The following is a 20469-nucleotide window of genomic DNA, read 5'->3' as shown; positions in this document are numbered from 1 at the left end:
AGCGACTGGAGCTGACGGGGTCAGCCGCGGGAGAAGAGCCGGAACGGCCCGCGGTACTTGGCGCAGCCGCACAGTGCACAGTCGGTGCCCTTGCGGTAGTGCTGGTGGGCTGTCGACTGGTGTCCGCAGCTGCACGTCCTCGCGCGGGGCGCGGCCCGCGGCGGGACGGGAGCAGCGTCGATCCGCGGGCGGCGAGCCGCGTCCAGCGCGCTCACCGGACCACCTCGGGAGCCGAGACCGGACCATGACCATCGGGAGCCACGACCCCTGGGGCCGTCGCCTCGCCACTTGCGTGCACGCCACACCACTCTCTCGTCACCCGTGACTTCGACGAGCGCCGGTCGTGCTCACGCCGTCGCCCACGGTCCACCGCGTCGATCGACGCGGCCACACCCTGACGCAGCGACGACAGCCACCGGGACCTGGACACGCGGGCGTCCTGACCGATTCGTCCCACCGTTCACGGACGCCCCACCTCCACCATGGGCACCCTGCACGAGGACATCGCAACCCGAGGCCGTGTCCCGATGCTCGACCGGTGGCCGATCATCCTGCCTCTGCGTCGACGCGCGGAGAGATGCCCGACCCGTGTGACGAATGGGACTGTAGTGGCCGGTGCTGCTGCTGTCGTGCAGAGCCTGGCGCGAGCGATTTGTCGACATGTTTACTCCGCGCCATGACACGCCGAGTACTCAAGCGACGCCGCTTCGTCACGAGGCGGCGGTACATGCGGCTGTCCGCCGTGGCCTGGGTGGCGACGTCGCTGTGCGCCCTCGGCAGCATCCCGGCGGGGGTGTGGTCGGCCCCTGCCTCTCACGACGCCCGAGCCGACTCGGCGCAGACCGGCTCCGATCGCGGCGCGCACGTCCCGCCCCTCCGCCCGACCGCCGTCCCCCCCGCCCCGTCGACGCCGGTAGAGCCGGCCACGGCGCCGCCCGCCAGCCCGACGCCGTCGGCGGTGACCACGCCCCTGCCGCAGCCGGCGACCACCCCTCCGCCTCCCGCGCCGGAGACCGCGCCTGCCGGCCCGGCGCAGGCGCCGGCCAGCACGCCGGTGGCCACGGCCCCCGCTGCCACGACCGGCGGCGGCACCGCTGCGCCGAAGGGCGACCTGGCCGGCTGGCGCCAGGTCTTCGTCGACGAGTTCAACGGTTCGTCCCTCGGGAGCCAGTGGAAGCTGTACTCCGGCCAGCCGGGCGGCTCCCCGTATGGGCGTTGGGATCCCTCGCACGTGGCCGTCGGCGGGGGCAACCTCACGCTGACCCAGACCCAGCAGAACGGCGAGTGGGTGGCCGGCGGCCTGGCCAACCGGACCACGATCCAGTACGGCAAGGTGGAGATGCGCTTCCGCGTCGATGCGGGCGACGAGATGAAGTACGCGGCACTGCTGTGGCCGGCCGACAACTCGTGGCCTCCGGAGATCGACTTCGCCGAGGACGCGGGCGGCGACCGCAGTGCCACCACCGGGACCGTGCACTACGGCAGCAACAACACGATGATCGGCCAGCAGGTGGAGGCGGACTTCACGCAGTGGCACACGATCGGCGTGGAGTGGACGCCCGGGAAGGTCGTCTACACCCTCGACGGCCAGGCCTGGGGGTCGACCGACCACCCCGGCGTCTCCAGCACCCCGATGAACCTGGCCATCCAGGTCCAGCCGGGCGGCTGCCAGGGCGGCGGCGCCGCCTTCGGTTGTGGCGTGGGCGACCCCGCCGTCACCTCTCTCCAGGTCGACTGGGTGTCGATCTGGGCGAGGAGCTGACGCCGCCGGTCACACCGGCTGCCTGGCCGCCCGCCGGGTCCGCCGGCCGGCCCGGCTGATCCGCTCGACGACGAGGGCGCCGAGGACGCGGGTGCCGTCCCGCCAGGTGTCCAGGTTGCTCTGCCCGTGGATACGGGGCAGCTCGTAGCTCGGCACCTCGGCGATCGTCAGCCGGGCCTTCGCGATGCGGGTGTTGATGATGGTCTCGATCTCGAAGCCGTCACCCCACTGCTTGCCGCCCTGGTCCGCGACCCGCGGGTCGAGCTCCAGGGCGTCCAGGCAGTGCCGCCAGAACGCGTTGTAGCCGTAGCAGAGATCCGTGTAGCGGGTGCCGAACAACAGGTTGGCGATCCGGTTGAGCCAGCGGTTGCCCCAGGCACGGAGCGGCGTGATGTCGCTGCTCCCGCCGCCGGGCGCGAAGCGGCTGCCCTTGGCGAAGTCAGCGCCGTCCACGAGGGCCGCGACGAAGCGGCTGATCTCGTCCGGATCGGCCGAGCCGTCGGCATCGAGCATGACGACGATGTCGCCGGTGACCGCCGCGAACCCGCAGGCCATGGCGTTGCCCTTGCCGGCCCGGTTCTGCAACACGATCTTGACCTCGGGCATCAGCGAGTGGGCGACCGCGATGGTGTCGTCGACGCTGCGCCCGTCGACCACGATCACCTCGTGCAGGCCCTCGGGCAGGTGCTTGAAGACGTGCGGCAGGTTCTTGGCCTCGTTGTACGTCGGGATCACCACGCTGACCCGCGGCGTCGCCGGATGCAGCTGTGGGGTCGCCGCGGCCGAGGTGCCGGCAGGAGCGTCCCCGGCCGGTCCGTCGTCGAGGAGCGTCGTGACACCGGCCTGGTCGGTGGGGTCCACGGGCGGGAGCTGCAGGACGACGTTCGGGGACCGCACGTCCAGGCTCGGCGGTGCCGCACTCGGCGCCGCCGTCGCGCGTCGGCTGCGCAGGAGGAGACGCTGCGCGCGGTCACCGTGCCCACCTGCGGCGCGGGTGTCATCGGTGCTGGTCGGTGAGTGCGCTGCTACAGACATGGATCGCCTTTCTGTGCCCGCCCGGAGACGGTGCTGGTGTCGCCGCCTGCGTGAGGCGCGCGGAAGTGAGGGGCGCCGCAACGGCGCGGTCAGCCGGTGGCCCCGCGGGGCCACCGGTCGGTGGGACGTCGTCGGCGGCTGTCGGCCCCGTCGGCCGAGGGCGGCGTGGACGGGTCAGCCGGAGCCCGGTTCGGCGGGAGCGCGGGGCACCGGGACCCGATCGTCGATCGGCGGCGCCGTCCGCGGCACCTGAGGGCAGCGAACCGCCGGCAGGTGCGATCAGCCGATCAGTCGGGCTGCGCGCTGGGGTCGTCGGTCATCTCGACCACCGCCGAGGGGCCGTCGTACCCGGGCACGACCGGCGAGCCGGCCATGAGCGGCGCCTGCTCGGCGAGGAGGGTGACCAGCGGCAGTCCGTTCAGCGCGCCACTGTGGCCGTGCTGCCCGGTCGAGCAGGTCGTCCCGCTGTTCACGCCGACGCCACCGGTGGCCGGCGCCGTCGGCGCCGGCGGCATCGCAGGTGTCGGGCTGGACGCCGGGGCAGGGACGGACCCGGACAGCGGTCTCCGGGAACCGGCGGGCGAGATGGCCTGGACGTGCTGCTCGTCCACCCCGACCGCTGGCGCACCGTGCGCCGCGGCGCGGCGCGGCGCCCCGGAGTCCGCAGCCGTACTCCGGTCCGCCCACGGGTCGGCGCGCGTCACGTCGGCCCTCGGGCGCTCGGTCCCGGACCCTGGCGCTGGCGCTGACCCCGGCGTGGGATCACACACGTCGGCGGCCGTCCCGGTGGCCGTCGCGACGGGTCCCCGCGCCAGCTCTGCCGTCCTGTCCTCGACCGGGGACGTCGGGGCCGCCCCGGTCACGGACACGCCCGTCGTCGGTGCCGGCGCGCCAGCAGGCGTCCCCGTGCTCGGGGTCTCCGCCGGAGTCGCCGGCGTGTCGATGGGAGGGGTGCAGGGCGTGGTCTGCGAAGGACCGGGCGGCACGGCCCGGCTGGCGGCCGAGTCGGCCCCGGCACCCACGACGGCTCCCCGGTCGGGTGCCGTGAGCGACGGACACGGTGGCGAGGACCCGACGACGGCATCGGGGAGCGCGACCGGAGCAGGCGTCGGCAGGGGCGGCTCGACACCGGCGACCGGATCCACGACCGGCGGGGTCTGGACCGGGCCGGCGGGCTCCACCGGCGGTGCGACCGGCTCGACCGGCGGCACGGTGGGCTCCACCGGCGGCACGGTGGGCTCAACCGGCGGCACGGTGGGCTCCACCGGCGGTGCGACCGGCTCGACCGGCGGCACGGTGGGCTCCACCGGCGGCACGGTGGGCTCCACCGGCGGTGCGACCGGCTCGACCGGCGGCACGGTGGGCTCCACCGGCGGTGCGACCGGCTCGACCGGCGGCACGGTGGGCTCGACCGGCGGCACGGTGGGCTCCACCGGCGGTGCGACCGGCTCGACCGGCGGCACGGTGGGCTCTGCCGGCGGCACGAGGGGCTCCAGCGACGGCTCCGGCGCGACGGGCACTGGCGGGGCCACGGCGCCGTCGGGGGCTGCCGACCCCGTCACTTCGCCGGCGGACGTCGTCGCCGCGGCCACGTCGGATGCGCGGGCGACACCGGCCAGGGCGACGGAGAGACCGACGAACCCGAGCAACAGGAGGACGGCCAGGAACAGCGAGCGGAGCAGCGCGGTCGACGGGCCGGGCGACGACGAGTCGCCCACTCCCCCCGCTGCACGCAGGCTCGCACCCAATGCGCATCCTCTCGGCCGTGACGCCGAGTGATCGGGGGAGTCCCTGAAGGAGCTTCTCGATCACCCGTCCGAGTGATGAGGCTGGGCGCAGCGTCACGCTGAGGCAACCCTGGAGGCGCGCCAACCCGGACACGCCGTCCGGACATCAACTGTCCGTAGCCGGACGCGCGGGAACGGCGCATCACATGAGCCTCACAGCACCGTGTCGCACACTGCCCGTGGTGCCGGACGCGTCCCGCCGGGACCGCGCACCGGACCCGAGCAGATGCGGGACGATCGCGACCGCCGCAGGACCCGAGAAGGAGTTCGCATGACCGTGAGCCGGAGGGACTTCCTCGGCTTGACCGCGTTGTTCGCCCTCGCCCCGATCATGGGCACGGCCTGCGGCGCCCCCAGTGACGACGCCAGCCCCGCCGGCAGCCGCACGATCCCCGACCAGGTCGCCGACCCGACGGCGTTCACCACGAGCGGGGGTGCCCCAGCGCGGAAGTACGTCGTCCAGACCGAGGACCGGACGGCCGCCGGGGCGGGCGGGCCCACCACCCTGTACGTCCCGGACAGCCTGATGTCGACCGCGGTCGGCGCCGTCCCGGTGGTGATGGCGGCGCACGGATACACCGACGACCCCACCACCTGGCTGGAGCAGGGGCACGTCAGCCCCATGCGCGACGCCATGCTGGAGGCCGGTTACGTCGTCGTCTCCCCCGACTACGGGGCCACGTTCGGCAACGCCGAGGGGCAGGCCCGGATGCAGCGCGCCCGCGAGTACGTGGGCCGGGTCTGGGACACCTCCGGGACGGTGCTGATGGGCTTCTCCATGGGCGGCGGCATCTCGGCCGTGGCCCTGCACCGGAACACGCTGCCCGACATCCGCGGCGCCTTCCTGAGCGCACCCCTGCTGGACTGGTCACAGGTGTACCTGACCATCCACGACGACTTCACCACCCAGGCGTCCGCGGCACTGTTCGCGGCCTTCGACGCGACGGACCAGGAGTCGTTCCTGCGCAACAGCTCAGCGTTCGACCCGATCCAGCAACCCCCCTCGGCCTACGCGGGCACCCGGGCGCTTGTCCGTTCCTCGCCCGAGGACACCTCGATCGACCAGACCACCAATGCGCTGGCCTGGGTCGACCTCGTCGAGGGCGCGGCCGCCGAGGTCGACCACGTCGAGGTCACCGGCGAGCACGGTTCGGACAGCCACTTCGACGACACCGACGAGATCATCGCGTTCTTCGACGAGGCCATCGCCGCGGGCAGCTGAGCCGTACGACGGCTGGTCGCCGGGAGCCGATCAGCGCTGGAAGCCGGTCCCCGGGCCGAACGAGGGCAGCGCACCGGGGGCGTCGACCGTCTCGGCGTCGGCGCGGCGGCGCAGCGCCCAGTCGGCCGGGAGCACGAGCCGGGGTGCGACCCCGACGAGGACGGCGGTGAGCACGGCCACCGCGCCGACGACCTCACCGCTCTCCTCGACGAACGTCGCGACGGCAGCCCACGGGAACGCACCGGACGCCGACCCGACGACGGAGGAGACGCCGGACAGGACGACGGCGGCCCCGGCGTAGACGGCGAAGGCGGTCATCACCCGCCGGCGGTCGCGCCGCTCGGTGCGGCTGAGCCACCACAGCACGCTGAGGGTCAGTGCGGCCAGGACGGCGCTGACAGCGGTGGCCAGCACCGGCCGGCCGGCCAGACCGGCGGTCCGCAGCGCCTCGACGTGGACGGTCCCGCCGCCCTTGACCTGCGCGACCAGGGCCGCGACGACACCGACGCCCAGCCACCACGGCCGGCGCTCGGTGGCGCGGGCGGCGCCGACGAAGGCGGCCACGGCGGCCGTGGCGAGCAGGGCGGTGACCCACATCCGTGGGATGGACAGCGGGGCGTCCATGGACAGGTAGCGGGCGGCGCCGCGGTCGTTGCCGGCGATCCGCAGCCCGAGGCCGACGGCCTGCAGGCTGAGCCCCACACCGATGAGCGCGGCGGACAGCGGCGGCACGGGCAGCCGGCGTCGCCGTGGGCGGGCCCGGACGGCGGGACGGGCACTGGCCAGCGAGGGGTCCTGCCCCCGTGAACGCTGCTCGGCGATCCGCAGGGCCATGCCCAGGGGCACGGCGACGACGATCGCGAGCGTCGTCCACCCGACGAGCACCCACCCCCACCACGGCATGTCCTCGTGATCGGCAGGTCCGCACCGGTGCTTGACCGGGTCACGGCTGCCGATTCCGGAGAGTTCAGCCCCGGGCGTCCGCAGCCAGGGCGGCCAGCAGCTGCCCGGCGAGCTCGGGCCGGCAGATGAGCAGGTCGGGCAGGTAGGGGTCGGGCCGGTTGTACTGCAGCGGGGAGCCGTCGAGCCGGCTGGTGTGCAGCCCGGCGGCCCGGGCCACCGCGACGGGTGCGGCGGAGTCCCACTCGTACTGACCGCCGCCGTGCACGTAGGCGTCGGTGTCCCCGCGGACGACGGACATCGCCTTGACCCCGGCCGACCCCATGGCCACCGGCTCCGCCGCGAGCTGCGCGACGAGGTCGGCGACCAGGGCCGGCGGGCGGCTGCGGCTCACCGCCAGGCGCAGGGGGCCGTCCGGGCGGGCCGGCGGCGGGCCGACGGCGGAGGTGCCCAGCGTGGTGCCCTCGGCCGGCAGCGCGACGGCCCCGGCGACCAGCTCGCCCCGCTCCCAGAGCGCGACGTGCACCGCCCAGTCGGTGCGCTCCAGCTCGGAGAACTCCCGGGTGCCGTCGAGCGGGTCGACGATCCAGACCCGGTCGGCGGTGAGCCGACGGGCGTCGTCGGCGGCTTCCTCGGACAGGACGGCGTCCCCGGGGCGCAACGCGCCGAGCTGCTCGGCCAGCCAGCGGTGGGACTCCCCGTCGCCGGCGGCCTTGCGCGCCGCGGCGTCGGCGAAGTCCCGGCCGCGCACGGTGAGCAGCAGCTCGCCGGCCTGGGTGGCCAGCGTGCGGGCGAGGTCGTGATCGGTGCCGGTCAACGTCGGTCTCCGTCCGGGCGGGGGTGAGGAGCCATCCTCCGGCCCCGCACCCCGGCGCCGCCGCGGAGGGTCCGTCAGTAGGCCCCGGAGCCGCGGACCACGGCACCGAGGGTCTTGCCCAGGATCATCAGGTCCAGGGCGAGCGACCAGTTCTCCACGTACCGGACGTCGATCCGCACCGAGTCGTCCCACGACAGGTCCGACCGGCCGCTGACCTGCCACAGGCCGGTGATGCCGGGCTTGACGAGCAGGCGGCGCCGCATGTCGAAGCCGTACTGCTCGACCTCGCGGGTCACGTGCGGCCGCGGGCCGACCAGCGACATGGTGCCGCCGACGACGTTGAGCAGCTGCGGGAGCTCGTCCAGCGACCAGCGCCGCATGACGGCGCCCACCCGGGTGACCCGCGGGTCGCGCTTCATCTTGAACTGGACGGCGTTGCCCTCGTTCCGCGCCATCAGCGCCGCCATCCGCTGGTCGGCGTCGGGCACCATGCTGCGGAACTTCAGCACGTGGAAGGGCTGGCCGGCGCGGCCGATCCGCTCGTGCCGGAAGAACACCGGGCCCCGGCTCGTGCTCTTGACCGCCACGGCCAGCACCAGCAGCACCGGCAGCAGCAGCACGACGGCGGCCAGCGCGACCGACCGGTCGAAGACGTCCTTGGTGACGCGGCGCAGCCCGCGGAACTCCGGCCGCTCCAGGTGCATCAGCGGCAGCCCGTTGACCGGCCGGATGCCCACCCGGGGGCCGGCGAACTCGGTCACCGCCGGGGCGATCAGCAGCTCGGCCTCGGTGGTCTCGAGGTCCCAGCCCAGGCGGCGCAGGGCGGCGCCGTCCAGCTCCGGGGAGGGCAGCACGGCGACGGTGTCCACCTCGTACCGGCGGACGACGTCGGCGATGTCGGTGAAGCCGCCCAGCACCGGCAACCCGTCGAAGACGGTCCCGGCGGGTTCGGCCGACGGCAAGCAGACGCCGATCACCCGGAGGCCGTGCCGGGCCTGGCGGACCAGCTGGGCGTGCAGCTCGGCGGCGCCGTTGCGGTGGCCGACCAGGATCGCGGTCTGCTGGAACCGGCCGTGCGTGCGCTGGTGGTGCAGCCAGGCGCGCTGGGCGTAGCGCTGCAGCAGGCCGAGCACGGTGGCCAGGGGCAGCGCGACCACGACGAAGCTGCGGGCGACCTCGAGCTTGAACGCCCAGGAGACCGTGCCCACCGACGCCAGCAGCAGGGCGGCGGCGAAGAACACCCGGCGGAACTCCTCCGGGCCGACCCAGAGGAAGCGCTCCTCGTAGCTGCGGCCGACCACCATCGCGGCCACCCAGACCAGCGGCAGCACGACGACCGGCCAGGGGGCGCCGTGCGCGGCGAGCGGCCCCTGCTCGGGCAGCAGCCGACCGACCAGGGCGGCCAGCACGGCGACCAGGGCGTCGCCCAGCAGGATCCGGCGCACGTACGTCTTCCGCCAGGCCCGGCGGGCCGCGGTGCCCTCACCGCGGAGGCGCGCCACGGACCAGAAACGCCGGCGGGCGACGACCTCCGTCCGGGGCTCGACGAGCTCGTCGGGCGCGTCCAGCAGCAACAAGGTCCGGCTCCTGTACGTCGTTGGTTCCCTGGTCAGCGCGGCAACTGGTCGCCGTCGGCCGGTCGGGAGGAGACCCCGCCGACCGACCCGGGGGAACGTACGGTCCGGCCGCTCGGGTCGCCTAGCCCCGGACGAGAGGCCGGGACACCCCCGGATCGGCGGCCGTGGCGTGCACCACACCCGATCGAACCGATCACCTGGTGATCACTCGCGCAGAGTGACGACGCGCAGGGGGCTCCATACCGCCGTTTCCTGCCGTACACCTGCCGTCAGCCTCGTGAGTTCGGTCACCTTCTGGACGTCCGTGGTGTCTTCCGGCCAGCGCGTCACCGGGGGCCCCATGCTGCCCTCGTGGGCGGATCCGAGAACCCGACGTTGCGCGTCCTGCACGTCAGCCAGCCGGTCGAGGCGGGGGTGGCGCGGGTGGTCGCCGGGCTGGTCACCGACCAGCGTCGCCGCGGCTGGGAGGTGCTGGTGGCCTGCCCGGACGAGGGCTGGCTGGCCGAGACCGTCCGGGCCGCCGGGGCCGAGCTGGTGCCGTGGCGGGCGAGCCGCTCCCCCGGCCCGGCCGTGCCCGGCGAGGCGGCGGCGCTGCGCCGGGTCGTGGCGGCCACGGACCCCCAGGTGGTGCACCTGCACAGCGCCAAGGCCGGGCTGGCCGGGCGGCTGGCGGTGCGGGGCCGACGACCGACGGTCTTCCAGCCGCACGCCTGGTCGTTCGAGGCGGTCACCGGGCCGGTGCAGACGGCATCCCGCGGCTGGGAGCGGTTCGCGCAGCGCTGGACCGGCCTGACGCTCTGTGTGAGCGAGGCGGAGCTGGCGACCGGGCGGGCCGCCGGCCTGACCGGGCGGTCGGTGGTGGTGCCCAACGGCGTCGAGCCCGAGCTGTGGGCCCCGCAGGACCGGGCGGCCGCCCGCGCCGCACTCGGGCTGCCCGCGGCGCCCACCGTGGTCTGCGTCGGGCGGCTGGCCCGGCAGAAGGGCCAGGACATGCTGCTCGCCGCCTGGCCCGGCGTGCGACGTGCTGTGCCGGACGCCCAGCTGGTGCTCGTCGGCGCCGGCCCGGACGAGGCCGCGCTGCGCGCCCAGGCCGACGGCTCGGTCCGCTTCGCCCCCGGGGAGCGGCTGGCCGAGTGGTACGCCGCCGCCGACGTCGTCGCCGTCCCCTCCCGCTGGGAGGCCGGGCTGCCGCTGGTGGCGATGGAGGCGATGGCCGGTCAGCGCAGCGTGGTGGCCTTCGACGTCGCCGGCATCGCGGCGTCCCTCGGCGGCGCGGGTGCCGCCGTCCCGGCGTTCGAGATCGAGGCGTTCACCGCCGCGCTGACCGCCCGGCTGCTCGACCCGGCCGCCGCGTCCCGCGAGGCCGAGACGGGCCGGTCGGTGGCGACCACCCGGTACGCCGCGGCCACCTCCCAGGCCGCCGTCGCCGAGCACCTGCTCGACCTGGCCGGGTCCCGATGAGCCCCTCGCGGGCCCGCCGGCCGGTGTCCCGGGCACTGCTGGCGAGTGCGCTGCTCGCGCTGTGCGCGGTCGGGTCCACGGGGTCGACGGTGCTGGCGGAACCGCTGCCCAGCGCCCTCACCGACGAGCCGGCCGGCGCCGCACCCGCCGCCGTCCCCCCGGCCGGCCCGGCCACCGTCACCGACCCGAGCGCCCCGGCCCGGCCGGGGCCCGGCGCGACCACCCCACCCGGCACCGGGTCCGCACCCCCGTCACCCACCGCGGCCGGCTCGGCGACCACTGCCTCGGGCCCGAGCGCGTCCGGCACCGCCGCAACCGGCGCCACGGGACCCGTCGTGGTCGCCGGGGCCCGCGGCGACATCCCGGTCGAGCGGTTCGGCGCGGTCGGCGACGGCGTCACCGACGACACCGCCGCGCTGCAGCAGGCGCTGGACAGCGTGCCCACCGGGAGCATCCTGCGGCTGCGCGCGGGCGCGACCTACCTGCACTCCGACGTCCTCCGGGTCCGCACGCCCGGGCTCACCGTCCTCGGCCGGGGCGCGACCGTCACCGCCACCCAGGAGACCCGCTCGGCGTTCCACGTCGACGCCGACCGCGTGGTCGTCGAGGGGGTGACGTTCGCCCTCGCCACCTCCACCGAGCGCTTCCACGCCTACGAGCAGATGAAGGTCCGCGTCTCCGCCGACGGGGTGGTGCTGCGCGACGTGCACGTCCGGGGTGCGGCGGCGGCCGGCTTCTACGTCGGCAACGGCTCCGGGCACTTCCTGCTGGACCGGGTGACGGTCGTCGGCAGCCGCGCCGACGGCGTGCACGTGACCGGCGGCGCGCACGACGGCCGGGTCGTCTCCCCGGTGACCACCGCCACCGGGGACGACGGGGTCGCCGTGGTCTCCTACCGGGCCGACGGGGTGCCGTGCGCGCGGGTGGAGATCACCTCCCCGCAGGTGAACGGGACGACGTGGGGCCGGGGCATCTCCGTGGTCGGCGGGGACGACATCACCTACACCGACGTGGCTGTCCGGGACACCGACGCCGCCGCGGTCTACGTCGGCAGCGAGGGCGACCCGTACTACACGTTCCCCTCCCGCCGGGTGCGGATCAGCCGCGGCACGGTGACCGGCGCCAACACCAACTCGGCCAAGGACCACGGCGCGGTGCTGGTCTACGCCGGCAACAGCGGCACCACGACCGCCGACGTGACGATCCGCGACCTCGCGGTCAGCGGCACCCGGGCCGGCGCCAGCTGGGAGCTCGGGGTGCTCGCCGACCCGGGCGCGGGCGTCCAGCGGGTCACCTTCTCCGGGATCTCGCTCACCGGCGGCCCGTCGCGGCCGTTCCACACCAACGCGTCCCCCGCGGTGCGGCTGTTCGACGTCTCGGACGACGGCTTCCCCGTCCCCGAGCACCGCGGCTGGTGAGCCGCCGGCTCAGCCGGGAGGCCGGGCCCCGAAGGCGTGCGCCCGCGCCGTCCACGCGGACAGCACGGTGACCGCGTCGGGCTCCGGCAGCCCCTCGGGGCGGTGCGCCAGCGGCACCGGCGGCGCCCAGCGGGTGTAGCGCTCGGCCAGACCGGCGGGCACCAGCAACAGGTTGGTGCGCGCCGTCCGGCGCAGCTCGCGGGCCCAGTGCAGCGGCGAGGTCAGCACCGCCCGCACGTCCCGGGCGTCGAGGACGACGACGGTCGCCCGGCGGCCGGCGACGACGTCCCGCCCGGCGGCGGCGCGACGGCCCCAGAGCACCACCACGTCGACGTCGTCCAGCGGCGCCTCCGGCAGTGCGTCGGGCGCCAGCACGCCGGTGCGCCAACCGGCCGTGGTCTGCGCGGCGGCAACCGCCCGGGCCGTCGCCAGCTCGGCGGGGCCGGCGACGTGCAGCACGCCCAGCACCTCGCCGAACACCGGGGTGGAGAGGATGGCGCGCACGTCAGCGGGCACGGCGCACCGCCTCCAGGGTCTCCTCGACGACGTCGTCCCAGCTCCGACGGGCCGGCCGGAGCAGCACCGGCGGCCGGGGCCGGCCCAGGTGCTCCACCATCGCGGCGGCCCACACCTCGGGACGGCGCCCGGGCAGCCGCTGGGCACCGGCCGGGGAGGCCTCGGCGAGCGCCGGGTCCTCCGACGTCAGCACCGGTGCCCCCAGCCCGAGCGCCTCCGCGGCGGGCAGCCCGAAGCCCTCGGCGAGGCTGGGGCACAGCACCACCCGGGCGCGCTCGTAGAGCCACCGCAGCCGGGCGTCGGGGACGTGGCCCAGCGCGGCCACCGCGCCGTCGGCGGCCAGCTCGGCGAAGGCCCGGCCGCGGTCGGTGGGCCCCCAGCTGTCCGGGCCGACCACCACGAGCACGGCGTCGGGGACGGCGGCGCGCACCTGCGCCCAGGCGTCGACGACCAGGCCGACGTTCTTCCGCGGTGAGGGGTCGCCGACGACCAGCGCGAACGGCCGGCCGGCCAGCTCGGGCACGGTCTCGGCGGCGACGTCGGTGAGCGAGGAGCCATCGGGGTGGTGCACCACGGACGTGCGCGGGGCGGTGGACGGCAGGTAGCTGACCAGCCGCTCCCGGGTGGCGGCGCTGACGCAGACCAGGGCGTCGGCGGCCCGCAGCGAGGCCAGGTACGGGGGGCGGACCAGCCAGCGCTTGGCCCGGCCGAAGTCGTGCGGGCGGTCCAGGGCCAGCATGTCGTGCACGGTGAGCACGCCGACGCCGGCCACCCCGCGGGGCAGCAGGTGCTTGGTGCCGTGCACGACGTCCATCCGGCCGCCGACCCGCGCGCCGGCCAGCCGCTCCACGGCGGAGACCAGCGGGCCGCGGCCGGGCAGGGTGTGCACCCGGTCGCGGTCGACCAGGTGGGTGAAGGCCCCCTGCGCACCGGCGCCGGCCAGCACGTGCAGCTCCACGTCGTCCCGGGCGGCCAGCCCGCGGGCCAGCTGGACGACGTAGCGGACCATCCCCCCGCCCTCGCCCGACGGCGGGACGTGCGTGCCGATCAGCAGGTAGCGCAGCGGGCGGGCCATCAGCGCACGGCTCCGGCGCGGCGGCGCCGGCCGCGGTTGACCAGCAGCGCCACCACCACCAGGGCGACCAGCCCCGGGGTGGCCCGGCCCTGGCCGAGGTAGAAGTAGCGCGGCAGCTCCAGCATGGTGAGCACGAACAGCGGATAGAGCAGCAGGCCCCAGATCCGGCCCTCGCGCAGGGCGCGGTGCAGGGTGCCGGTGAGCAGCCCGGCGCCGAGGAAGAACAGCAGCCCGCCGGCGATGCCCAGGTCGACGAACGGGCTGGCCACGGCGCCGTAGTTGTTGAACTCGGGGTTGCCGAACTGGGTGAGGGCCAGGGTGTACGCCGGTTCGGGGTCGACGCCGGTGAGCGACCGGAACAGGTTGAGGCTGCCGATGCCCGGCGCCGTCCAGAACGCCGACCACAGGTCGTAGGGCAGCCCGGCCTGCTCCTGGTGCAGCAGCCGGATCACGCCGTTGTTGTAGGCGGTGACGTAGTAGCCCGCGAAGCGCTCCACCACGAAGACGGGGAAGGACTGGCCGCCCTGCGCGGCGTAGAACACCCAGCTGCGCGAGTACTCGAAGGCGGCGAAGACCACGACCACCACCGGCGCCAGCAGCGCCGGCAGGAACGCGGCCCGCCGGGTGCCCCGGCTGGTCCGCGACATCCCGGCGACCACCAGCACCAGCAGCGGCACGAGCAGCTCGAGCAGGGCCAGCCGCTCGGTGACGAAGAAGGCGCGCAGCAGCGCCAGGAAGGCGACCACCGCCAGCCGGCGCAGGTGCTGCGGCCGGCGCCCCTGCGCCAGCAGCAGCACACCGGTCAGCACGACGAAGGCGACGCCGAACTGGGTCATCGTGGTCAGCCCGGGCACGGTGCCCAGCTGGTCGCGGATGCCGAGGCCGTAGAGCTCCTGGTCGATCAGCGCGGTCACCAGCACCACCGGGTCCAGCCCCACCCGGACGGCGTTGATGCCGTAGGCCAGGTAGCCGAGCATGGTCAGCCAGAACAGCACCGTGGCCGCCCGGTCGAGGACGCGCAGGTCACCGGCCGACAGCGCCGGCCAGCCCGGCACCCGGCGGACGCCGCGCAGCCCCGGCAGCAGCGCGCCGCCCAGGAACAGGAGCAGGCCGGCGGTGAACCACAGCGTCCACTCCAGGTTGACCGCCTTCGGGGTTCCCCACAGCGCCCGGTACCGCTCGTCGGCGATGGCCAGGCTCAGCCAGGTGGCGGGCAGCGCGACCAGGCCGATGAGCGCGATCGGGGAGAGCCACCACACGCCCCCGGGCCGGCCGCCGAGGTCCGCCGCCCGGGGCCGGACGGCGGTGATCCGGGTGCTCACCGTGCGCCCACGTGGTCGGGCTCGCGGCCGGCCAGCACCCGCAGGCTGTGGCGCAGCTGCAGCCCCGGCAGCGGCGCCGTCCCGAAGGCCCGGCGGCAGACGACCGCGTAGGAGCCGAACAGCACGACGGTCGCCGCGGCGCTGGTGAGAGCCAGCGCCAGCGGGCCGCCCAGCTGCGCAGCGAGCACGGCGGCGGGCACGACCACCAGCAGCGCCACCCCGACGGCGCGGGCGGCGGTGCGGCCGTGGCCGGTGACCACGAGCAGCACCGCGCAGGAGCCGAAGACGGCCATGCCCAGGCCGCCGGTGGCGAGCACGGAGAGGTACGGGGCGGCGTCGTCCAGGCCCGGGCCGTAGAGCGTGAGCACCTGCGGAGCGAGCAGCCAGGCCGCGGCGACCAGCACCACGGTCACCGCGCTCGACACGGTGGCCGCCGCCGACAGCAGCGCCAGCACCCGGTCCCGCCGCCCCTGGGCCTCCAGCCGGGCGGCCACCGGGGTGATCGCGATGTTGGCCAGCCCCTCGAGCACCGTCACCTGCATGGCGAGCACGCTGGCGGTCGAGTAGAGCAGCGCCTGCTCGCCGGGGAAGGCCCAGCCGGCCAGCCAGACGTCGCCGCGGCCGACCAGGAAGGCGCCGAGCTCGACGGTGAACAGCCAGGCCCCGCCCGCGACGGCGGCGGCCATCGGCGACCACCAGCGGGCGCCGCGCACCCGGGCCCGCAGCGGCAGCCGGAGCAGCATCACCGCCAGCAGCACCACCGACGTCGCGGCGTAGACGGTCAACAGCTCCACCAGCGTCGTCCGGCCGCCCTGGACCAGGACGACGGCGACCATGGCGAGCAGGGCGAGCACCGAGCGACTGTGGTGGGTGGCCGCGACCGACCAGCGGATCCGGCCGACCGCGGCGTACACGTCGCTGATGGTGAGCCGCAGGGTCTCCAGCACGATCAGCGCAGCGACCAGCGCGACGACCAGCGCCCGGTCGTCCCGGACGACGGCGGTGGCGACCCAGGCGACCACCGGTGCGGTGACCACGCTCAGCAGCGCGACCGCGCGCAGGTGGGCGAGCACCTGGGCGGCCACCTCGGCCGGTGTCGCGGCCGCGGCGATCGCCCGGATGGCGTGCTGCCCGAGGCCCAGCCGGCCGACCATCGGCCCGAGCATCAGGGCGCCGAGCACGGCCAGGAACCCGGTGGCCGCCCGGGCGTCGAGGGTGCGGACCGCGAGCACCGATGTCAGGAAGGTGGCGACCAGCCCGAGCACGGCCACGACCATGCGCAGGCCGAAGCTCCGGCGGACCTCCTGGGTCTGCTCCCCCGCCTGGACCGCCACGGTCAGGCCTCGCTGGCGACGGGCTCCTGCCGAGGGGACGTCGTCTCCTCCGCAGCCCGCGGGGAGGACGGCTGGGGCCGCTCGCGCGCCAGGTGCCGCCCGGTGGTGGTGACGACGACGCCCTGCAGCGCCGGGCCCGACGACGCAACGTCCCGGACCGCGGCCAGCGCGTCCTCCAGCGAGGAGACCCCCTCCCCCACGACGACGACGGCCCGCTCGGCGTGCCGGGCGGTCTCGTCGAACCGGGCGACGGAGGTGAGCGCCGGGGCGTGCAGCAGCACCTGCCGGCCGGTCGCGGTGTGCCGGGCGACGGTCGCGGCGAGCACCGCGTCGCCGTCGTGCGGCGGGAGGGCGACGACGGTCAGCAGCGGCGTGAGCACCCGCTCGCCGGGGAACTCCGCCGACCCGGTCGGGCGGCTGCTGTGCGCGTGCGCCGCGGTGGTCACCAGCACCACGGGGGCGCCGGTGGAGGAGATCGCCCAGGCCAGCTCCCAGGCGACCTCGGCGGCCCCGGCCCGCTCGTCCGCGCCGACCACGACGAGGCTGCGGCCGCCGGCGTCGAGCACCTGCGGGGCGAGCAGCCGGGCCGCGGAGAGCGCGCCGGCCCGGGGCAGCTGGGCCGGCACCTGTGCGCTGCGGTGGCGCACCCGCCCGGCGGGCAGCCGCGGCAGCAGCACGGGCACCCCGGCCGCCACGAGCAGCCGGGCGTCGAACAGCCGGTCGGAGGTCGCCCGCCACACGGCCCCGGCGGCCAGCAGCAGCACGGCACCGAGCACGGTGCCCAGCACGGTGGACAGCAGCGCGGCCGGTGCGCCGGTCTCCTCGTCCAGGGTGGGGGCGCGGAGCACCGGCACCAGGTCGGGGATCCGGGTGGCGGCGCCCTGGAGCTGGCTCTGCTGGGCGAGCAGCCGCTCGACCTCCTGGGCCACGGGGCTGTTCACCGCGCCCGGCTCGCCGAGGGCGTCCAGCCGCTGCTGCACCGCGGCCAGCGCCGCGGTGACCGCCGTCCCGGCAGCCTCCTGGCGGGCGACGACGTAGCCGTCGAGCAGCGCCGTCACGGCCTGCTCCGCTTCCTCGGCGGTGGGGGCGGTGGCGCTGATCCGCAGGACGTCGGAGGTGCCGACCTGGGCGACCGAGACGGTGACCGCGCCGTCCGGCTGCGGCTCCTGGCTCAGCCGGAGCGCGTCGAGCGCCTCGAGCTGGCCGGCGACCAGGGAGTCGTCGGCACCGGTCTGCGTCGTGGTCGGCAGCGGGCCGCTGAGCACCTGGGCGTCGGGCACGACCTCGAAGGTGGCGGAGGCGGTGACCTCCTCCTCGGCGGAGACCCCGACCAGGAGGCCGAGCAGCCCACCGAGGAGGGCGCCGACGAGCGCCAGCCGGGCCAGCCAGGCCAGCGGTGCAGCCGGCCCGGGCCAGGTGTCGGCCCGGGTGTCTGCGTCGCCTGGGTCAGTGCCGGCCGGCCGGCCCGTCGAGCTGCTCATGTGCGTGCGTCCTCCCTCGTGCCATCGGCGGAGTCCGCCCGCAACAGCGTCCAGATGATAGGGCTCGGCTGATGGCGCCGGATCGCGTCATCCCTCCGGGTGAACGCCGGGTGGACAGCAGGGAACGAGCCGCTGACCTGCGGATACATCCACACACCCCGGGTGGACAGAGGAAGATCCACACCTAGGCTCTGCCGCGTGACCGAGGCCCCCGCCCGCCCGCAGCGGGTGGCGGCGATCGACGTCGCGCGGGCCGTGGCGATCATCGGGGTGGCGGCCAACCACTCGATCGACGGCATGCTGAACGCCGGCCTGATCCCCACCGACCACCCGCTCGAGGTGGTCAACTCCGCGCTCTACCTGTTCCGGATGCCGGCCCTGGCGTTCCTGCTCGGGCTGTTCGTGCCCCGGGCGGTGGTCACGCGCGGGGCGGCCGGCTACGTCCGCGAGCGGGCCACGCTGATGCTCTGGCTCTACCTGCTCTGGTACCTGGTGCAGAGCGTCGCCGAGCTGGCGACCAACGACGTCAAGAACGTGCCGCGGGAGCCCGGGGCGGTCTGGCGGGTGTGGGAGCCGTTCGCCCACCTGTGGTTCCTGCCGTTCCTGATCGTGACGGCGGTCCTGCTGGCGGTGCTGCGGCCGTGGCAGGGCCCGGCCCGCCGGCTGCTGGGCGGCGGTGCGCTGCTGCTGGTGTGCCTGCTCACCTGGGGCTGGAACCCGACCCTGTTCGGGCTGACCGGGCTCTCGCTGCTGGCGTTCGCGGCGGCCGGGTCCGTCGTCGGACTGGCCCGGCTGGGCACCTGGATGCAGGCCCCGCTCTGGGCCTGGACGGCGGCCGGGCTGCTGGGCGCCGCCTCGCTCGGGGTGCTGCTGCAGGCCGACGTCGTCCCGTCGACGCTGCCGGCCGAGGTCGGCCTGGCCGAGCGGGCGCTGAGCCTGGGCGCTGCGGTCGCCGGGACGATCGCGCTGCTCGCCGTCTCGGTGCTCGTGACCCGGGTGCCGCCGCTGCGCGACCTGCTGGCCGCGATCGGCCGCCGCACCCTGCCGATCTACCTGGCCCACGTGCTGGTCGTCGCCGGGGTGCGGGTCGTGCTCGTGCGGGTCGGGGTCGACCAGCCGTACGTCATCGCCACGCTGGCGATCCTGGCCGGCGTCGGCATCCCGTTCGCCGTCGCGACGTTCACGGCCGACCGCCCGTGGGCGAACTGGCTGTTCGACCTGCCGCCGGCTCTCGGCCCGCGGCCCACCGGACCCAGTGCTCCGGCTCCCGCCCGCCGCGTGGGCGCGCACCGCCGACGGGCGGCGACCCCGCCGCGCGACCGGGCCGACGCCCGCCGGTAGACGCCGGGTCAGCCGGCGCGGCGGCCCAGTGCCCGGTAGGTCCAGCCCGCCGCGACCCAGCGGTCACGGTCCAGGGCGTTGCGGCCGTCGAGCATCCGCTTCTGCCCCACGATCTTCCCGAAGGAGACCGGGTCCAGGTCCCGGTACTGCTGCCACTCGGTCAGCACCAGGACCGCATCGGCACGGTCGGCGGCCTCCTCGGGGGTGTCCACGGCGTCCAACTGCGGCCAGCTGCGCCGGATGTTGTCCCCGGCCGCCGGGTCGGTCACCCGCACCGCCGCACCCTGCAACTGCAGCTGCGCGGCGACGTTGAGCGCCGGGGAGTCCCGGATGTCATCGCTGTTGGGCTTGAACGCCGCACCCAGCACCGCCACCCGCTTGCCCACCAGCGACCCGTCACAGACCTCGCGGGCCAGCTCCACCATCCGGATCCGCCGACGCATGTTGATGTTGTCCACCTCGCGCAGGAACGTCAGCGCCTGATCCGCACCCAGCTCCCCGGCCCGGGCCATGAACGCCCGGATGTCCTTGGGCAGACACCCACCACCGAACCCCAGACCGGCGTTGAGGAACTTGCGGCCGATCCGGTCGTCATGGCCGATGGCGTCGGCCAACTGCTTGACGTCGGCGCCGGTGGCCTCGCACAGCTCGGCCATCGCGTTGATGAAGGAGATCTTCGTGGCCAGGAACGAGTTCGCCGCCGTCTTCACCATCTCCGCCGTCGCGTAGTCGGTCACCACCTGCGGAGTCCCCGCCGCCACGATCGAGGCATAGACCTCGTCCAGCATCGCCCGCGCCGTCTCACCCTCGGGCCCGGCGGGCAGGCCGTAGACCAGCCGGTCCGGGTGCAGCGTGTCCTGCACGGCGAACCCCTCCCGCAGGAACTCCGGGTTCCAGGCGAGCATCGCCCCCGGGACCTTGTCGGACACCAGCTCCGCCAGCCGGGCCGCCGTACCGACCGGCACCGTCGACTTGCCGGCGACCAGGTCACCGGGCTTGAGCGCGGCCAGCAGCCCCTCGACGGCCGACTCGACGAAGCGCAGATCGGCGGCGTACTCCCCGCGCTTCTGCGGGGTGCCCACGCAGACGAAGTGGACGACGGCGTCGGCGGCGTCAGCCATGTCGGTGCTGAACCGGAGACGCCCGGATGCCAGGGAGGTGCCGAGCAGCTCCTCGAAGCCGGGCTCGTAGAACGGCGCCTTGGCCCGCTGCAGCGCGTCGATCTTGGGCTGGTCGACGTCGATGCCGACGACGTCGTGCCCGAGCTCGGCCATCGAGGCCGCGTGCACCGCACCCAGGTACCCACAACCGATGACCGAGATCTTCATGCGCGTGTCACTCCCCTACCGGCGGACACCCGACGCGCCCAGCCCCCGCGAACCGTAGACAACGGACGCGACCGGACGCCAGCCGTCGTGACC

17 protein-coding genes are annotated in these 20469 nt (G+C 75.5%); 5 read left to right on the top strand and 12 right to left on the bottom strand.

What is annotated here, in order from left to right:
• Positions 1–20 precede the first annotated feature (20 nt).
• The gene (locus tag O2W18_RS01170) at positions 21–215 is read right to left on the bottom strand and encodes a hypothetical protein (RefSeq protein WP_269185756.1); all 195 of its coding nucleotides are present in this window, start codon (positions 213–215) and stop codon (positions 21–23) included.
• 743 nt (positions 216–958) lie between these two features.
• On the opposite strand from O2W18_RS01170, the gene O2W18_RS01165 reads away from it, so the two are divergent.
• Positions 959–1762 (top strand): glycoside hydrolase family 16 protein, encoded by an 804-nt coding sequence (locus O2W18_RS01165; RefSeq protein ID WP_269185755.1) that lies wholly within the window; start codon positions 959–961, stop codon positions 1760–1762.
• Positions 1763–1771: 9 nt separating this feature from the next.
• On the opposite strand, the gene O2W18_RS01160 is transcribed toward O2W18_RS01165, so the two are convergent.
• Positions 1772–2659, bottom strand: coding sequence for a glycosyltransferase family 2 protein (locus O2W18_RS01160; protein ID WP_269185754.1), 888 nt, complete (start codon positions 2657–2659; stop codon positions 1772–1774).
• Positions 2660–3084: 425 nt separating this feature from the next.
• Positions 3085–3270 (bottom strand): hypothetical protein, encoded by a 186-nt coding sequence (locus O2W18_RS01155; protein WP_269185753.1) that lies wholly within the window; start codon positions 3268–3270, stop codon positions 3085–3087.
• Between the two features lie 1585 nt (positions 3271–4855).
• On the opposite strand from O2W18_RS01155, the gene O2W18_RS01150 reads away from it, so the two are divergent.
• Complete coding sequence (locus O2W18_RS01150; RefSeq protein WP_269185752.1) at positions 4856–5806, top strand: hypothetical protein; 951 nt, start codon at positions 4856–4858, stop codon at positions 5804–5806.
• Positions 5807–5836: 30 nt separating this feature from the next.
• On the opposite strand, the gene O2W18_RS01145 is transcribed toward O2W18_RS01150, so the two are convergent.
• The 3 genes from O2W18_RS01145 to O2W18_RS01135 all read right to left on the bottom strand — a co-directional run bounded on the left by O2W18_RS01145 (position 5837) and on the right by O2W18_RS01135 (position 9100).
• Positions 5837–6709, bottom strand: a complete 873-nt coding sequence (locus tag O2W18_RS01145) for a hypothetical protein (RefSeq protein WP_269185751.1) — start codon at positions 6707–6709, stop codon at positions 5837–5839.
• 64 nt (positions 6710–6773) lie between these two features.
• Entirely contained in the window at positions 6774–7523 is a 750-nt protein-coding gene (locus O2W18_RS01140) for a 3'(2'),5'-bisphosphate nucleotidase CysQ (protein ID WP_269185750.1), read from the bottom strand.
• A 74-nt stretch (positions 7524–7597) separates the two neighbouring features.
• Positions 7598–9100, bottom strand: a complete 1503-nt coding sequence (locus O2W18_RS01135) for a sugar transferase (protein ID WP_269185749.1) — start codon at positions 9098–9100, stop codon at positions 7598–7600.
• A gap of 351 nt (positions 9101–9451) precedes the next feature.
• Here O2W18_RS01135 and O2W18_RS01130 point away from each other — a divergent pair, with 351 nt between their 5' ends.
• On the top strand, positions 9452–10561 hold the full coding sequence (locus O2W18_RS01130) for a glycosyltransferase family 4 protein (protein WP_269185748.1): 1110 nt from the start codon (positions 9452–9454) through the stop codon (positions 10559–10561).
• Positions 10558–11979 (top strand): glycosyl hydrolase family 28-related protein, encoded by a 1422-nt coding sequence (locus O2W18_RS01125; RefSeq protein ID WP_269185747.1) that lies wholly within the window; start codon positions 10558–10560, stop codon positions 11977–11979. Before O2W18_RS01130 ends, O2W18_RS01125 begins: the two co-directional genes overlap by 4 nt.
• 9 nt (positions 11980–11988) lie before the next feature.
• Here O2W18_RS01125 and O2W18_RS01120 read toward each other — a convergent pair whose 3' ends face one another.
• From O2W18_RS01120 to O2W18_RS01100, 5 genes are read right to left on the bottom strand one after another with little or no spacing between them, the layout of a single operon-like run.
• Entirely contained in the window at positions 11989–12495 is a 507-nt protein-coding gene (locus O2W18_RS01120) for a hypothetical protein (RefSeq protein WP_269185746.1), read from the bottom strand.
• Positions 12485–13570: a glycosyltransferase family 4 protein gene (locus O2W18_RS01115; protein WP_269185745.1), complete on the bottom strand. Its 1086-nt coding sequence runs from the start codon at positions 13568–13570 to the stop codon at positions 12485–12487. The genes O2W18_RS01120 and O2W18_RS01115 overlap by 11 nt, the downstream gene beginning before the upstream one ends.
• Positions 13570–14892, bottom strand: a complete 1323-nt coding sequence (locus O2W18_RS01110; RefSeq protein ID WP_269185744.1) for an oligosaccharide repeat unit polymerase — start codon at positions 14890–14892, stop codon at positions 13570–13572. Before O2W18_RS01110 ends, O2W18_RS01115 begins: the two co-directional genes overlap by 1 nt.
• The gene (locus O2W18_RS01105) at positions 14889–16226 is read right to left on the bottom strand and encodes a lipopolysaccharide biosynthesis protein (protein WP_269185743.1); all 1338 of its coding nucleotides are present in this window, start codon (positions 16224–16226) and stop codon (positions 14889–14891) included. Before O2W18_RS01105 ends, O2W18_RS01110 begins: the two co-directional genes overlap by 4 nt.
• A gap of 2 nt (positions 16227–16228) precedes the next feature.
• On the bottom strand, positions 16229–17707 hold the full coding sequence (locus O2W18_RS01100) for a hypothetical protein (protein WP_269185742.1): 1479 nt from the start codon (positions 17705–17707) through the stop codon (positions 16229–16231).
• A 198-nt stretch (positions 17708–17905) separates the two neighbouring features.
• On the opposite strand from O2W18_RS01100, the gene O2W18_RS01095 reads away from it, so the two are divergent.
• Positions 17906–19048: an acyltransferase family protein gene (locus O2W18_RS01095; RefSeq protein ID WP_269185741.1), complete on the top strand. Its 1143-nt coding sequence runs from the start codon at positions 17906–17908 to the stop codon at positions 19046–19048.
• An 8-nt stretch (positions 19049–19056) separates the two neighbouring features.
• Here O2W18_RS01095 and O2W18_RS01090 read toward each other — a convergent pair whose 3' ends face one another.
• On the bottom strand, positions 19057–20376 hold the full coding sequence (locus O2W18_RS01090) for a UDP-glucose dehydrogenase family protein (RefSeq protein WP_269185740.1): 1320 nt from the start codon (positions 20374–20376) through the stop codon (positions 19057–19059).
• Positions 20377–20469 lie beyond the last annotated feature (93 nt).

The sequence above is a fragment of the Modestobacter sp. VKM Ac-2983 genome, from assembly GCF_026967885.1.
GTDB lineage: Bacteria > Actinomycetota > Actinomycetes > Mycobacteriales > Geodermatophilaceae > Modestobacter.
The sequence above is the reverse complement of the archived record's forward strand: the minus strand, read 5'-3'. Positions and strand labels throughout refer to the sequence as shown.